Raw genomic sequence first — 14232 nt, forward strand, 5'->3', positions numbered from 1 at the left:
AAACTACAGGTTGCTCAAACTCGATGGGGGAGTGGCTTATGAGAGTTCAGTTCAAGATTGTCACCAAGCTGATGGCGGTTGCGCCCTTGGCGATATGCGGGATCGTTGCCGTCACGCAGATATACAATGTTCGCGATGGCGTGATCGACGAGCAGGTTGCCCGCGAGACGCAGGCTCTGACCTTGAGCCGGGCGGTGGATACCGCCGAGATAGACCTTCTGCAACTGCGCCGACACGAGAAGGATTTCCTGCTCCGCAAGGATAATTCCTATGCCGAGAAACATGCGCAGTATCTCAAGCGAACCGAGGATGATCTCCAGGTCCTGAAGGCCAATCTCCCGCAAAGCGCCAGCCGAGACGCCATCGATACCGTATCGACGGCGCTGCGGACCTATGGCTCGGAATTCGCCCAGATCGCGACCCTCGACGCAGAAATCGGCCTGACGCCGGACGAGGGCCTGCAGGGCAAGATGCGCAAGGCGGCGCACGATCTCGAAAAGCAGGTGTCGGCCGGCGACCACGAGGCCATTCTGACCGTTCTGCTGATGCTGCGCCGGCATGAGAAGGATTTCATCATGCGGCTCGACGAGAAGAGCCGCAAGCAGCTGGGCGAAGTGGTTGCCAAGCTGCTCAAGCGCCCCGAAGCCGATTTCGGTGGCGCTGCTGCCCGGGATGCGGCGGTCGCCTCCATCAATGCCTATTATGATGCGTTCAAGCAGCTCTCTGACAAGTTGCTGAGCGAGGCGGACATGCGCAAGCAACTGTCTACCACCTTCAAGCCGGTGGAGCCGGCGCTCGATTCGATCCGGACTTCGGTTGAGGGCATTCTCGCCGAGGTCACGCGGGAGAAGGAGAAGACGGAAACAACTGCGTCCGCGGTGACCTGGTCCGTGGCGGCGCTCATTAGCCTGCTTCTCGGCGGGGTGATCTGGCTCATTGGCCGCTCCATCGCCGGCCCGCTCGGCAGAAGCATCGGTCTGATGCGCCGGCTGGAGAAGGGGGACACGAATTTCGTCGTGACGGATACCGAGCGCAGCGACGAGATCGGCGAGATGTCGCGCGCCATCAGCTCGTTCCGCGAGACAGCCGTGGCGAGGATCGAAAGCGAGAGCATGCTCAACACGAGCCGCCGCATCCAGGAAGAGGAGCGCAATGCGCGTATCGAAGAGGACCGACGCCGCGCCCAGGAAATGGCGGATGTGACCGAGGAACTTGGCCATGGCCTGCGTCGCCTGGCGAAGGGCGACCTGACGGTCAGGATCGGCGAGCGCTTCTCGGAGGGGTTCAGGGGGCTGATGGTCGATTTCAACGACTCGGTTTCCGGTCTGGCCGAAACGCTGGCCGCCATCATCGGCTCGATCCATGTGATCGATGGCGGCGCGCAGGAAATCGCCGCCGCCGCCAACGATCTGTCGCAGCGGACCGAACGGCAGGCTGCCTCGCTGGAGCAGACGGCCGCCGCGCTCGATGAGATCACCTCGAATGTCTCAAGCTCCAACCGCCGCACCGAAGAAGCCCGGCAGCTGGCGGCGCAGGCCAACCAGTCTGCCGATCGATCCGCCGCAATCGTCGGCAATGCGGTCGAGGCGATGCATCGCATCGAGGCGAGCTCGAAGCAGATCGCCAATATCATCAGTGTCATCGACGAGATCGCCTTCCAGACAAACCTTCTCGCTCTCAATGCCGGTGTCGAGGCGGCACGGGCAGGGGAGGCCGGCAAGGGCTTCGCCGTCGTCGCCCAGGAAGTTCGCGAGCTTGCCCAGCGCTCGGCGACCGCTGCCAAGGAGATCAAGGGGCTGATCCACAACTCCTCGACGGAAGTGGAGGGCGGCGTGACGCTCGTTCGCGATGCCGGCGAGGCGCTGCGTATGATCGGCGGCTTCATCATCGACATCAATGCCCACATGGACGCCATAGCCATCTCGTCGAAGGAGCAGTCGGTGGGATTGAACGAGGTGAATGTTGCCGTCAACAGCATGGACCAGACAACCCAGCAGAACGCCGCCATGGTCGAGCAGTCGACCGCCGCGTCGTCGTCGCTGGCGCAGGAAGCCATCAAGCTGCGCGATCTTGTCGGCCGGTTCCAGCTCCGCGACATGGCCAACCGGCATGGCGTGATAGCCACGGCTGCGTGAGGCGGGCACCTCACGATCTGACTTGAAATCCTGGAGCCCCGGCGATGCTTTTCGATCGCCGGGGCTCTTTTCGTTCGTCAAGTCTCGAGAAATGCGGCGTTGACAGCGCTGCCAAATGGTGGCTTCACTTTCTGTTAATGAGCGCCGCCTGAAGTTGCGGCCGACATTTGGAGGCAATCATGTCCGTTGAAACCTGGCTGGCATTCGCGGCTGCGGCCGCGGTGATCCTTGTCATTCCGGGCCCGACCATCCTTCTCGTCGTGTCCTATTCGCTCGGCTATGGCCGAAAGACCGCGGCAGTGACGGCATCGGGCGTGGCGCTCGGCGACTTTGTGGCGATGACGGCCTCGATGCTCGGGCTCGGGGCGTTGCTGGCCACTTCGGCCGAGCTTTTCACCGTGCTGCGCTGGATAGGCGGGGCCTACCTGATCTATCTCGGCATCAAGCTTTGGCGCGCCCCCATCCAGACCGGACCCATCAGCGATAACGACAATCTGCCGGAGCGGAAGTCCCACCGGATCTTCATTCACGCCTTCATGGTGACCGCGCTGAACCCGAAGAGCCTCATCTTTTTCGTGTCCTTCGTCCCGCAGTTCATTGACCGGAATGCCGAGTTCCTGCCGCAGATGGTCGTCATGGAGTTGACATTCGTCACCCTTGCCACACTGAACGCGCTGGGTTATGCGTTCCTGGCTGACCGCGCCCGCAGCCTCATCCGTAAGGCTTCGGTGCAGAAGACGGTCAATCGTACGGGCGGTGCCATGCTGATCTCGGCAGGCACCGTAACGGCCATTTACAGCCGTGCCGCTTGAGGCCTCTGTAAGTCCTTGGCGAAATTTCGCCACAAGCATAACACGAATTTGCCTTATTCGTGGTTAAGAGAGTATTATCGGAGCGGTCACAAACTTGTGATCGGCCGTGGGATCAACGGGGAACATGACCGCGTGATTTTGAAGAAGACCGTCAAAACCGGCCTGGCCGCCACTGGTGTACTCTCAGCGCTGTTTGCAGCAGGGTGTACGTCGGTCGTCCAGACACCGGTTGACCAGCTGATGTCGGAACAGATTGTTGTTCCCTCGGCCAAGCCCGGAACGCAGATCGCAGGCATTCCGTCGGCTGACGATATTCAGGCCATGGCTCAGATGGAGACCGAAGTCGCCAACGCCCGCGCCAAGGCTATGGAAGAAAAGCGTATCGCTGCGGCAGCCGCCGCGGCCGCAGCCCGCGAACAGGCGGCTCTTTGCGCCGCTGGCGCTGCAAACGCGACGGCGCCTGCTGCCGGAGCACCGACCGCAAAGGCAGCGTCCGCTGCCGCTCCGGCGGTCAACTGCCCGGCCAAGGCGGGTGACCCGGTGACGGCTGCTGCCGAAAAGTCCGGCCCGACCGTCGAACTGGCCGAAGCCGTCAACACACCGGCCACGAGCGTCAATTCCTCGCTCGCCTATGCCGCACCGCCGCTGCCGGCGAGCAGCGACGCCTTTGCCGCACAGACCCAGGCCATGCAGGGCTCCGGTCTTGTCATGGCCGACGCGCCGGCCTCTATGACCATCGCGATGGCCCCGGGTGGCAACAGCGATCGAATCAATCTGCTGATCACGAAATACGCGTCCATCTATGGTGTACCGGAAACGCTGGTTCATCGCGTTGCCAAGCGCGAAAGCACCTACAATCCGCGTGCCCAGCATCGCGGCAATTACGGCCTGATGCAGATCCGTTACAACACGGCCAAGAGCCTGGGTTACGACGGTGCGCCGACCGGCCTGCTCGATGCCGAGACCAATCTGAAATACGCGGTGAAATATCTCCGTGGCGCCTGGATCGTCGCCGGCAAGAACGAGAAGGCCGCCGACTGGCTCTATCGCACCGGCTATTACTATGACGCCAAGCGCAAGGGGCTTCTGGACGACATCCAGTAAGCACTTCGGCGTCGTCGCCTGAATGAAAAGAGGCTCCGGACTTGGATCAAGTCCGGAGCCTTTCTGTTCGGGGAGGGCGCTCGCGCTCGAAAGACGGCCTCAGTCCTTGAGCTTTCCGGCGACCGCTGCCAGCAGCTTCTGCGGCCGGTAGCCAAGGCGGCTCGGCGTCAGGCCCATGCGGACGACGACAAGATCGCGAGAGGGGACGACAGCCACCGTCTGGCCATCGTGGCCCTGCAGCCAGAAGGCATCAGCGGGCGCACCAAACGAGGCGTTTGGTTCTTCACCTGGCCCCGCGAGCCAGCTTTGCATCTGCGTATAGACGCCGTCCGAAGTCGAGTTGGCGGTGCGCATCATCTTCATGAAGTCTTCGCCGACCAGCCGGGTTCCGCTCCAGACGCCATCCTGCAGCAGGAACTGGCCTATGCGCGCCCAGTCCCGCGCCGAGGCGTAGAGATAGGAGCCGCCGGCGAATGTGTCGGTCTGGTCGACTTCCAGAACGGCGGACTGCATGCCGAGCGGATTGAACAGTTCCTTGCGCGGGAAGGCCAGCGCCGTCGCCTTGTCCGGCATCTTGTTCATCCAGTAGCGCGCAATCACGACCGACGTGCCGGTCGAATAGTTGAACTGCGTATCGGGCTTGGCGGCGAGCGGCTGGGAGATGGTGAATTTCGCCATGTCCGGCTGCAGATAGAGCATGCGCGTCACGTCGGACACGTCGCCGTAATCCTCGTTGAAGACGAGCCCGCTCTGCATACCGGCAAGGCTCTTGAAGCTGATGTCCTTGCGATCGTCCTTCGCCCATTCGGGGAAGAGGTTCTTTTCGTCGAACGAGAGCAGGCCCATCTGCGCGGCGCGGCCGGCGAGGATCGCATTCACTGTCTTCGTCATCGACCAGCCGATCAGCGGCGTCTTGTCATCGAAACCTGCGCCATAGGTCTCGGCGACGATCTTGCCGTGGTGAACGACGACGATGGCGCGCATGCCGGGGCCGCGCAGTGCGTCGTCCGAGAGAATGCCGGCGAGTGCCGGATCGAAGCTGGCACCGGCATGGTTGCCGACCGGCCATTCCGCATTGGCGTCGGGGACCGTCGGCTGCGGCGGCGCGGGCAGGGCGGTCGGCGCAATCGCCTCGTCGGCAAGGTTCATGCAGCCGTAGCCGGGGCGGTAGACGGAGCTGCGCGGGGCGGCATAGCCGAGCAGGCGGGCTGTCACCTTGCCCTTGTCCTTGTCGACATCGAGCATGACGGCCTTGAGGATCGGGTTGCCCGGCGCCTGCACGTCGTCGGCCAGCACCTTCTGTGCGTCACGGCCGGCAAGGAAGACGTTGGAGCAGGCGATCTTGGCCGCATAGCTGTCGCCGACCTGCAGCAGTTCCGGCGGGGCGACCCGAATGGTGACGAGGAAAACGATGACGGCGGCGACAAGCGCGCCGAAGAACCATTTCAACAGCTTGAAGATGATACGCATGGAGCCTCCCGCAGCCGGGGCTTTTCATGCGCGCGACGGCGCGCCGTTCATTGAGGGCTGCAAACCCAGAATGAACAGCAAAGAGACAGGCTTGTCCATTGCTGAACAATGTCGTGCAGGGGGAATCTTTCAGGCGCGGCGCGCGGTGTCCGGACCTGCTCGGTTGGCGATGAACTCGGACACGGCCGATGCGGCCAGCGGCGTGGACGACAGATAGCCCTGCACCTGTGTCGCGCCCCTGTGGCGGACGAAGTCGATCGTGTTGTCGTTGCTTTCGGGGATGTTGGCGTTTGCCACCTTGATGGCGGCACCGAACTGCATCATCGCGTCCATCAGTCCGGCACCCTCGGTGCTGGTGAGTACGCTTTGCGTCAGCGAGCGCTCAAGCCTGAGGCCGTCGACGTCCATCTTGATGACCTGATGAAGGGCGTGCAGGGAAAGACCGAAATCATGCAGGGTCACCCGGACGCCAAGTGCATGAAGCTGCTCCAGACGTTCGCGCACGCGCTCCATCCCAAGCGAAATGACGCTTTCGGAAAGTTCGATCGTCAGGCGCTGCGGCGGAAGGCCCGAGCGGTCGAGACAGCGCACGAGACGGGCGGGGAAATTGTCGTCCTCGAATTCGGCCTTTGAAATGGCGACCGATACGGCCACCTGGCCTGGCCAGCCTGCGGCGTCCATGCAGGCGGCATTGAGCACCCAGGCGTCTATCTTGCGCGTCAGGCCGCAGCGTTCGGCGGCGGGCAGGAAGCGCTCGGCGCTGATCAGGCCCTTTTGCGGATGCAGCCAGCGCAGCAGTGCTTCCATCGCCACGATGTGGCCGTCGCCGGACGACAGGATCGGCTGGAACTCCAGCATCAGTTCGCCCTGTGCGATGGCGCTGACCAGATCGCGCTCCATTTCGAGACGGCTCAGCGAGGCCTCGGCCAGCACCTTGTCATAGAACATGACAGAGGAGCCCGGGCGGTCCTTGGCACTGTAGAGCGCAAGATCGGCACGCTGCATCACATCCTTGATCGGTTCCGTCGGGCGCAAGGCCTCCGCTATGCCGATGCTGACGCCAACGTCCACCGTGCTATCGTCGAGCTTGACCGGCTCGCAGACGAGGTCCGCGATCGCTTCGCCGAGGCCGGACAGGTGATCGTGGCTGACGCTGGCATGGACAAAGACCGCAAACTCGTCACCGCCCAGCCGGTAGGCCGAGATGTTGTCATGGCTGGCTTCCAGCGCCTTCAGGCGCGTGGCGATCTCGATGAGCAGCTGGTCGCCGGCCTGGTGGCCCTTGGTGTCGTTGACGAGTTTGAACTTGTCGAGGTCGAGCAGAAGCAGCGCGTAGTTTTGGCTCTCCACCGCTATCCGGCGCGCTGCCGTGTGGAAGGCGGCGCGGTTCTTCATGCCGGTCAGGTGGTCGTGCAGCGCATCGTGAAGCAGGCGCTGCTCCTGCTGGCGGCGTGCATCGTCTGCCTCCATCTGCCGGCGGCGGTTGCGCGCAAACTGCAGCGCCACGAGCCCCATCCAGGCAGGCATCGCGGCAAGCGTGAACTGCGACGGGTTTTCAAACGCCCATGTCAGGAACGATCCGCTGTATCCGGCATATCTGGCAATGAAAAAGAATGATGCAGGCAAAACCGCACCAACTGCCGAACCAACGAAAACATAACGTTGCTCAATTTTCGGCAGAAACGAATTTAACATCATGTTAAACGCTCCTGGTCTGTGCGCGGACTCTAGAGCGAGAGGCGTTAATGAGTGTTTATCCAATCCGGTTAATGCATCGTGAAGGGTCATGAAACTGTAGCGAATCGTGACTAAGACTGCGCCCGCTTTGAATGATTTCAATGGGGTTCAGCGCCGATGACGGGTATCGCTCCGATTACCGGATACTTAAAGAATACAAGGCTCAAGTCAGCCTTCATCAGGCATCGTGCGCTGAGCGGCAAAGGCCTGTCGGAACGGCTCTTCGGCCTGATGTTCTCCGGGCTCGTCTATCCACAGATTTGGGAGGACCCGGCTGTCGATATCGAGGCGATGCGGCTTGAGCCCCATCACAGCATCGTCACCATCGGTTCGGGCGGCTGCAACATGCTGGCCTATCTCGCCCAGGGCCCGGCGCGGATCGACGTCGTCGACCTCAATCACCATCACGTCGCGCTGAACCGGCTGAAGCTTGCCGCCTTCGAGACGCTGCCGTCTTACGCCGACGTCCGCCGCATGTTTGCCGAGCCCGGCAATGCCGCCAACTCGGACGCCTTTGACCGGTTCATCGCGCCCGGTCTCGATCTGGAGACCTTCCAGTACTGGAACGGTCGCGACAAGCTCGGCCGCCGCCGGATCTCGACCTTCGACCGCAACATCTATCGCACCGGCCTTCTCGGTCGTTTCATCGGGGCAGGGCATCTGGCTGCGCGTCTGCATGGGAAGACCTTCGACCGGCTGATGGCGGCGCGCACGCTCGAAGAGCAGCGGGAGATCTTCGATCGAGAGATCGCGCCGATGTTCGACAGCGGTCTGGTGCGCTGGATCACCAGCCGCAAGAGCTCGCTCTTCGGTCTCGGCATTCCGCCGCAACAATATGACGAGCTCGCCGCCAGCAGTGCCTCCGGCCATGTCGCCGACGTGCTGCGCGAGCGGCTGGAAAAGCTCGCCTGCGGCTTCCCGCTCAAGGACAATTATTTCGCCTGGCAGGCCTTCTCGCGCCGCTATCCCTCGTCGCACGAGGGCAGCCTGCCGCTCTATCTGCATCCGGACAGTTTCTCGAAGATCCGCGCCAATGCCCGTCGGGTTGAAGTGCATCACAAGAGCTTCACGGAGCTTCTGAAGCAGAAGCGCGCTGGCTCGGTCGATCGCTTCGTTCTCCTCGACGCGCAGGACTGGATGACGGCGGGGCAGCTCAACGAGCTGTGGACCGAGATCAACCGGGCCGCAGCCCCCGGCGCCCGCGTGATCTTCCGGACGGCGGCCGTCGCCAGCCCGCTCGAAGCCAAGCTCGATCCGCGCACGCTGGAGCCCTGGGATTATCTGCCCGATCTTTCGAATGAACTGCTCGCCCGTGACCGCTCGGCGATCTATGGCGGCTTCCACGTCTACAGGAAAGCCTCGTGAGCGTGCTGGGAAACGCTGACGTCGCCGCGGACGCCCTGCATGCCGCGCGCATGGACAGGATGTATCGCACCCAGCGCCACATCTATGACCTGACGCGGAAATACTACCTGCTGGGCCGCGACCGGGCGATCCGCGAACTGGCGGCAGAACCCGGCCAGAGCATTCTGGAACTCGGCTGCGGCACCGGGCGCAATCTCGCGCTGGCAGGGGCGTTCTTTCCCGGCTGCCGGCTCTATGGGCTCGACATTTCCGAGGAAATGCTGATCTCGGCGCGTGCCAAGCTGCCGTCCGATACCGTCCTGAAGGCCGGCGACGCGTCTGCCTTCGCTTCCGAGGATTTCGGACGTCCCGGTTTCGACCGGATCATGATCTCCTATGCGCTGTCGATGATCCCGGCCTGGGAGGCGACGATCGACGTGGCGGTTGCCGCGCTCAATCCCGGTGGACGGCTTCACATCGTCGATTTCGGCCAGCAGGAGCAATTGCCGGGCTGGTTCCGGCGCATGCTGAAAGCGTGGCTGGCGCGTTTCCACGTCGATCCGCGCGCCGAGCTTGCCAGCGCCGTTCGGGCCGTGGCGGAGCGTCATGGTTGCCAGTCGGAATTCCGGCCGCTCTATCGCGGTTATGCGTGGTCGGCCTGCATCACCAAGCCCGCCGCGTAACGTTTTATTTACCCTGTCATGATTGGCTGAACGTCATGTCTTGACGGGCCTTCTTTACAACGTGCCCGAAGAGGATAACATCCTTCCGACTCGTTGATTTGCGGGACTTTCATGCGCCGTTTCGCCCTGGCTTTGCTGCCGCTTGCTGCCCTCGTTGCCGGCTGCACGAGCACCGACTACGACCTGATGAAGACAGCTGCGCTGTCCTCGAAGTTCAAGGACGCCGATCCGCAGGATTTCGGCGCGCGCAGTCCGCACAAACATCCGATCCATGGGGTCGACGTTTCCAAGTACAACGAACGCGTGGACTGGCAGACGGCCAAGAAGTCCGGCATCTCCTTCGCCTTCATCAAGGCGACCGAAGGCAAGGACCGGATCGATCCGAAGTTCGACGAATTCTGGCGCGGGGCGAGGGCGGCGAACGTCGCCTATGCGCCCTATCACTTCTATTATTTCTGCTCGACACCCGACCAGCAGGCCGACTGGTTCATCGCCAACGTGCCGCGCGAGGCGGTCAAGCTGCCGCCGGTACTTGATGCCGAGTGGAACCCGGCGTCGCCGACCTGCAAGCTCAGGCCCGATCCGGCGACAGTCCGCGCCGACATGAAGCGCTTCATGGACCGGCTGCAAGCCTATTACGGCAAGAAGCCGATCATCTACACGTCCGTCGATTTCCATCGCGACAACTTCGTCGGCTATTTCAAGGACTACCAGTTCTGGCTGCGCTCCGTTGCCTCGCATCCGGAAGAGAAATATGCCGATCGCAAATGGGCCTTCTGGCAGTACACTTCCACCGGCATCGTTCCGGGCGTTGGCGGTCAGACCGACATCAACGTCTTTGCCGGCACGCAGGACAACTGGAAGTCCTGGCTGGCCTATGCGGATGCGCGCTGAGGCGCTTTCCTGATCAGACGAACAAAAAGCCACCCGCGACGCGCATAGTGTCGCGGGTGGTCTGTTTTCGGCGGCTGTCTGCTTCAAGCCGGGCGCAAGACTTGCTAAGAAAAGCCCTGAGCGGCTTGGCAGGTTGATTCATCTTTTCGCCGCAAGCTTTTGATTTTGCGAAGGAGATGCCCATGCCCACACGTTTTCGCCATGCCGTCATCGGTTGCGGCCTGATGGGCGCGGCGGCGGCGCGGCATCTTGCCAACATGTCCGAAGGCGTCGCGTTGATCGGGCCTTCTGAGCCGGCGGACAAGGCGCATCATCAGGGCGTTTTCGCAAGCCATTACGACGAGGGGCGCATTACCCGGACGATCGATCCCGATCCGGTCTGGGCACAGCTCGCCCGCAATTCGATCAGCCGGTATCGCGATATCGAGGCGGCGACCGGCATTGCCTTCTACCGCGAGGTTGGCAGCCTGCTGACCGGGGCGGGCACCGAGGAGGGGCGGCACTATGTCGAGCGGACGGAGAACGCCGCGCGCGTTGCGGATGTGGCGGCGGACCGGCTCTCGCAGGTTGAGATGCAATCCCGGTTTCCGTGGTTTTCGTTTCCAGCCGGTACCGAAGGCATTTTCGAGGCGAGCGGGGCGGGGCATATCAGCCCGCGCCGGCTGGTGATGGCGCAGGCGCAACTGGCCGAGCGGGCAGGGGCGACGCGCATCGATGCAGCGGTTTCCTCCATCCGCGAGGCGGGCGGACATGTGGTGATCACGCTTGCCGATGGCGAAGTGGTCGAGGCGGAGCGCGTGCTCTGCGCCGCGGGCGGTTTCTCGATTCAGGACGGGCTCTTGCCGCGGCCTCTTGATCTGAAGGTTTATGGCCGCACGGTCACCTTCTTCGAGGTGAGCGAGGCGGATGCTGCCGCCATGAGCGCGATGCCGTCGATGATCCACAAGGCCGTGGAGGCGCGCGGCGACATCTACATGCTTCCGCCGATCCGCTATCCGGATGGCAAGTTCTATCTGAAGATCGGCGGCGATCCGGATGAGATGCAGCTTCAACCGGAACAGCTGGGCGAATGGTTCCGCAGCGATGGGCGCCCGCATGCGCGGGAGCATCTGGTGGCGCGGATGAAGGCGCTGGTGCCGGGGCTGAACGTTCTGTCTGTCTCGTCGGCCTCTTGCGTCACTTCGTATACCTCTACCGGATATCCGGCTATCGGCTGGGTGGTGCCGGGGCGGATTGCGGTGGTGACGGGCGGCTGCGGGGCGGCGGCGAAAAGCTCCGACGAGATCGGCCGGCTTGGTGCCGAGCTCGTCTTCGAGGACAGGATCAGTTCGTTCGATTTCGATTTCTCACCAGTCGAGTGAGAGCGAGGCGAATGGCCAGTCGCGCTCGGCAACCGTCATGAAGCCATCCGGACCGAGCTGGGCGTTCTCGACCAGCCAGTTCATGAAGACCTGCGCGGGCTTCGATGTCTTCGGCCGCTCGCTGGACGGGCGCACCAGCAGACCGTCCTCGAATGTCAGGAAACCGGCGGGCGCAATCAGGCTGCCGTTCTTCAGCTCCCGCTCGATCAGGAATTTCGGCGCCAGCGTCGCACCCATGCCGCGCTCGGCCGCTTCGAAGGCGAGCGAGGAGAGATCGAAGGTCAGTTCGCGCTCGCGCAGGATCGTCAGGCCGGCAAGCTCGGACCAGCGTTTCCAGGCAGCCTCGCCCTCGCGGCGATGGATCACTGCCGGGACCTTCAGCGTGGTCTCGGTCATCTCGTAGGGATAGCCGGGCGCAAGAACGACGCCGATATGCACGTCGCCCAGCGGGCGGGCGTCGGGATGTTCGACATTCGGGCTCAGAAGCCGATCCCAGGAGACGACGAGATCGACCGGGCCTTCCAGCCGGCGGCTGCCATGCGGGCCTGTGAGACGGATCAGCACGTCGATATCGGGATAATCGACATTGAAGCGGGCGATTGTCGGGATCATCCATTGGCGGGCGAAGGTCGAGCTTGCCGCGACCGTGACCGAGGCGCGTCCGCCGCCGGTGATCGCCGTGTAGGTGCGGCGCATCTCGTCCATGCTGCGGGCAACGGTTTCGGCAAGCTGGCGGCCCTCGTCGGTCAGTTCCAGCTGCAGGCCGCGCTTGATGAAAAGCTCGGTTCCCGCATGGTCCTGCAGTTGATGAAGCTGTTTGCTGACCGCGCTGTGTGTACGGCCGAGCATATCGGCAGCGCCGCCGACGGAGCCTGTGCGGAAGAATGCTTCCAGCGCGGAAAGCGAGGTCAGCGGCGGCAGCTTGTCCATGGGGCGGTTCCAACTGTTGGAATTTTTCTCACATAGTCTGTTCTCATTATTCAATTTTTCCGGGTGACGAAAGAAGCTATCTTCCCAAGCGTGGAAAAAGGAGATGGGCCATGCGGCACGCAATTGAAGGTGACTACAGACGATACGAACAGCGGCAGCTTGCCGCGCTTCTGGTGGAAGGTTCGCGTCACGCCACTCATTTCGATGCGCTGCTGGCCATATTCAAGGTCTGGCAGGAGCGGCGTAGAATGCGGCGCGAAATGCTCCGCGACCTGGAAACGATGACTGAGACGACGCTCGAAGACGCGGGCTACACCCGGCGCGAGGCCGAGCGGGAAGCCCGCAAGCCGTTCTGGCGGGCATGAGTTCCGGCGCCACTCGCTCATGGCGCGCCCCTATCGGTAGATTGTCGGCCCGAATGCCAGAGACGGCGTTCGGGCCGATCCCGTCTTGGCGGCTGTTTTTCAGATCAGCGGATTTGCTGTGGTCTTTTCGGCGCAAAGACGCTATCACCCGCGCGCCAGTTGGCCGGGCAGCCGCGCGTCATCAATGCCGAAAGGCGATGGCGGGAGGAAAGTCCGGGCTCCACGGAAACACGGTGCCGGATAACGTCCGGCGGGGGCGACCCTAGGGAAAGTGCCACAGAAAGCAAACCGCCTTCCATTGGAAGGTAAGGGTGAAAGGGTGGGGTAAGAGCCCACCGCGACCCTGGCAACAGGGGCGGCACGGTAAACCCCACCGGGAGCAAGACCGAATAGGGATGACGCGGCGGGGCAACCCGTCAGCCTGTTTCCGGGCCAGTCATCCGGGTGGGTTGCGAGAGGCGACGTGCAAATGTCGTCCCAGATGAATGGCTGCCACGTTCCGGTTCGCCGGAGCCATACAGAACCCGGCTTACAGGCCAACTGGCGAATTTTTCTTTTGACGGGTGCTCGGCGCGCCGGCGCTGCGCGAGGGCAGGGCGTGGCGTCAGGCGGCCTTGCCCGCCTTGATGTCGAATTCGAAACGGATGCCGTCGTAGGGGAATTCGATCCCTTTTTCGCCGCGGTCGATCACGCCGCTGTTGATGAGCGTCATCACATCGCGATGGACGGCCTGGACGTCGCGGTCCAGCCGGCGGGCGACCTCGCGGATCGAAAGCGGGCCGGTACCGACAAGCGTCTTGACGATTTCAAGCCGGGACGGCGCGAGAATGCGATGCATGACCTCATAGCTCGAAAAGCCGAGTGTCGGTGTCGCTTCGGATGCACGTCCGGATTCCGCACGTTCCGCGGCTTCCAGAAGCCGTGCCTCAGCATCCTCGAAATTGCTCAGCCGGACCGTCAGTGTCGTCATGTCATGATCCTTTCCATGTCGTCGCGGAAGCTGCGAAGCAATGCCTTCAGGTCGGTGAACGCGATCGGCTCTTCGCGGCCGTTGATGTGGCGGTGATCGCCCTTGCCGCGTTCATTGTCGTAGCGCAGCACGCAGTCGCCTCTGACGACGAGCGCTAAGCGGTATTTATAGCGGTGCTCGCTGCCTGGCATCGGGTCCGGCAAGTGCCAGAGCACAATCTCGTAGAAGGCCTCGTCGGACAGGACTTCCCGATATTTCTGAAGCAGAATGGCCTTCATGTTGTTCATCGTGACAACATAGATAGGTGTTGTCAATACCAACAACGGCACATGTTTTCGGATGCTGATTTGCCGCTGCTCTCCCCCATGCTGCGACTCGCATCCTCCCGCGTTTAAAACTTCATTAAGTTTAACGGCTTAATAATTTT

General features: G+C 62.5%; 14 protein-coding genes and 1 other RNA gene. 9 read left to right on the forward strand and 6 right to left on the reverse strand.

Annotated elements, in window-relative coordinates; all coding sequences use genetic code 11:
- Positions 1–38 precede the first annotated feature (38 nt).
- The 3 genes from LQK84_RS08925 (at position 39) to LQK84_RS08935 (ending at position 4051) form a co-directional block, all read left to right on the forward strand.
- The gene (locus LQK84_RS08925) at positions 39–2135 is read left to right on the forward strand and encodes a methyl-accepting chemotaxis protein (protein ID WP_230828358.1); all 2097 of its coding nucleotides are present in this window, start codon (positions 39–41) and stop codon (positions 2133–2135) included.
- Between the two features lie 179 nt (positions 2136–2314).
- Positions 2315–2947, forward strand: a complete 633-nt coding sequence (locus tag LQK84_RS08930) for a LysE family translocator (RefSeq protein ID WP_230828359.1) — start codon at positions 2315–2317, stop codon at positions 2945–2947.
- Positions 2948–3079: 132 nt separating this feature from the next.
- Positions 3080–4051: a lytic transglycosylase domain-containing protein gene (locus tag LQK84_RS08935; protein WP_230828360.1), complete on the forward strand. Its 972-nt coding sequence runs from the start codon at positions 3080–3082 to the stop codon at positions 4049–4051.
- A 99-nt stretch (positions 4052–4150) separates the two neighbouring features.
- On the opposite strand, the gene LQK84_RS08940 is transcribed toward LQK84_RS08935, so the two are convergent.
- Together LQK84_RS08940 and LQK84_RS08945 are read right to left on the reverse strand one after the other, a co-directional pair.
- The gene (locus LQK84_RS08940; RefSeq protein WP_230828361.1) at positions 4151–5521 is read right to left on the reverse strand and encodes a serine hydrolase domain-containing protein; all 1371 of its coding nucleotides are present in this window, start codon (positions 5519–5521) and stop codon (positions 4151–4153) included.
- Positions 5522–5650: 129 nt separating this feature from the next.
- Positions 5651–7147, reverse strand: a complete 1497-nt coding sequence (locus LQK84_RS08945; protein WP_230828362.1) for a putative bifunctional diguanylate cyclase/phosphodiesterase — start codon at positions 7145–7147, stop codon at positions 5651–5653.
- Positions 7148–7375: 228 nt separating this feature from the next.
- Here LQK84_RS08945 and LQK84_RS08950 point away from each other — a divergent pair, with 228 nt between their 5' ends.
- The 3 genes from LQK84_RS08950 to LQK84_RS08960 all read left to right on the forward strand — a co-directional run bounded on the left by LQK84_RS08950 (position 7376) and on the right by LQK84_RS08960 (position 10179).
- Positions 7376–8623 carry a DUF3419 family protein gene (locus tag LQK84_RS08950; RefSeq protein ID WP_230828363.1) on the forward strand — a complete coding sequence of 416 codons (1248 nt, stop codon included), beginning with the start codon at positions 7376–7378 and terminating at the stop codon, positions 8621–8623.
- Positions 8620–9285 carry a class I SAM-dependent methyltransferase gene (locus LQK84_RS08955; RefSeq protein ID WP_442966936.1) on the forward strand — a complete coding sequence of 222 codons (666 nt, stop codon included), beginning with the start codon at positions 8620–8622 and terminating at the stop codon, positions 9283–9285. The genes LQK84_RS08950 and LQK84_RS08955 overlap by 4 nt, the downstream gene beginning before the upstream one ends.
- 111 nt (positions 9286–9396) lie before the next feature.
- Entirely contained in the window at positions 9397–10179 is a 783-nt protein-coding gene (locus tag LQK84_RS08960) for a glycoside hydrolase family 25 protein (protein WP_230828364.1), read from the forward strand.
- Positions 10180–10192: 13 nt separating this feature from the next.
- Here LQK84_RS08960 and LQK84_RS08965 read toward each other — a convergent pair whose 3' ends face one another.
- Complete coding sequence (locus LQK84_RS08965; protein ID WP_230828365.1) at positions 10193–10363, reverse strand: hypothetical protein; 171 nt, start codon at positions 10361–10363, stop codon at positions 10193–10195.
- Here LQK84_RS08965 and LQK84_RS08970 point away from each other — a divergent pair.
- Complete coding sequence (locus LQK84_RS08970; protein WP_230828366.1) at positions 10362–11540, forward strand: NAD(P)/FAD-dependent oxidoreductase; 1179 nt, start codon at positions 10362–10364, stop codon at positions 11538–11540. The genes LQK84_RS08965 and LQK84_RS08970 overlap by 2 nt on opposite strands.
- On the opposite strand, the gene LQK84_RS08975 is transcribed toward LQK84_RS08970, so the two are convergent.
- On the reverse strand, positions 11526–12470 hold the full coding sequence (locus tag LQK84_RS08975; protein ID WP_230828367.1) for a LysR family transcriptional regulator: 945 nt from the start codon (positions 12468–12470) through the stop codon (positions 11526–11528). The genes LQK84_RS08970 and LQK84_RS08975 overlap by 15 nt on opposite strands.
- A 110-nt stretch (positions 12471–12580) precedes the next feature.
- On the opposite strand from LQK84_RS08975, the gene LQK84_RS08980 reads away from it, so the two are divergent.
- Together LQK84_RS08980 and rnpB are read left to right on the forward strand one after the other, a co-directional pair.
- Positions 12581–12835, forward strand: coding sequence for a hypothetical protein (locus LQK84_RS08980; protein ID WP_230828368.1), 255 nt, complete (start codon positions 12581–12583; stop codon positions 12833–12835).
- 155 nt (positions 12836–12990) lie between these two features.
- Positions 12991–13383: RNase P RNA component class A (gene rnpB, locus LQK84_RS08985), an RNA gene on the forward strand.
- A gap of 56 nt (positions 13384–13439) precedes the next feature.
- Here the strand turns inward: rnpB and LQK84_RS08990 are convergent.
- On the reverse strand, positions 13440–13805 hold the full coding sequence (locus tag LQK84_RS08990; protein WP_230828369.1) for an HVO_A0114 family putative DNA-binding protein: 366 nt from the start codon (positions 13803–13805) through the stop codon (positions 13440–13442).
- The gene (locus tag LQK84_RS08995; protein WP_230828370.1) at positions 13802–14083 is read right to left on the reverse strand and encodes a toxin-antitoxin system TumE family protein; all 282 of its coding nucleotides are present in this window, start codon (positions 14081–14083) and stop codon (positions 13802–13804) included. Before LQK84_RS08995 ends, LQK84_RS08990 begins: the two co-directional genes overlap by 4 nt.
- Positions 14084–14232: the final 149 nt, after the last annotated feature.

This window comes from Rhizobium sp. C4 (genome assembly GCF_021026315.1).
In the GTDB taxonomy this organism is placed as follows: Bacteria; Pseudomonadota; Alphaproteobacteria; order Rhizobiales; family Rhizobiaceae; genus Ensifer_A.

Coding starts and splice junctions, on each gene's coding strand:
- LQK84_RS08925 (WP_230828358.1), top strand. CDS start 39: ATGAGAGTTCAGTTCAAGATTGTCACCAAGCTGATGGCGGTTGCGCCC.
- LQK84_RS08930 (WP_230828359.1), top strand. CDS start 2,315: ATGTCCGTTGAAACCTGGCTGGCATTCGCGGCTGCGGCCGCGGTGATC.
- LQK84_RS08940 (WP_230828361.1), bottom strand. CDS start 5,521: ATGCGTATCATCTTCAAGCTGTTGAAATGGTTCTTCGGCGCGCTTGTC.
- LQK84_RS08950 (WP_230828363.1), top strand. CDS start 7,376: ATGACGGGTATCGCTCCGATTACCGGATACTTAAAGAATACAAGGCTC.
- LQK84_RS08960 (WP_230828364.1), top strand. CDS start 9,397: ATGCGCCGTTTCGCCCTGGCTTTGCTGCCGCTTGCTGCCCTCGTTGCC.
- LQK84_RS08970 (WP_230828366.1), top strand. CDS start 10,362: ATGCCCACACGTTTTCGCCATGCCGTCATCGGTTGCGGCCTGATGGGC.
- LQK84_RS08965 (WP_230828365.1), bottom strand. CDS start 10,363: ATGGGCATCTCCTTCGCAAAATCAAAAGCTTGCGGCGAAAAGATGAAT.
- LQK84_RS08975 (WP_230828367.1), bottom strand. CDS start 12,470: ATGGACAAGCTGCCGCCGCTGACCTCGCTTTCCGCGCTGGAAGCATTC.
- LQK84_RS08980 (WP_230828368.1), top strand. CDS start 12,581: ATGCGGCACGCAATTGAAGGTGACTACAGACGATACGAACAGCGGCAG.
- LQK84_RS08990 (WP_230828369.1), bottom strand. CDS start 13,805: ATGACGACACTGACGGTCCGGCTGAGCAATTTCGAGGATGCTGAGGCA.
- LQK84_RS08995 (WP_230828370.1), bottom strand. CDS start 14,083: ATGAAGGCCATTCTGCTTCAGAAATATCGGGAAGTCCTGTCCGACGAG.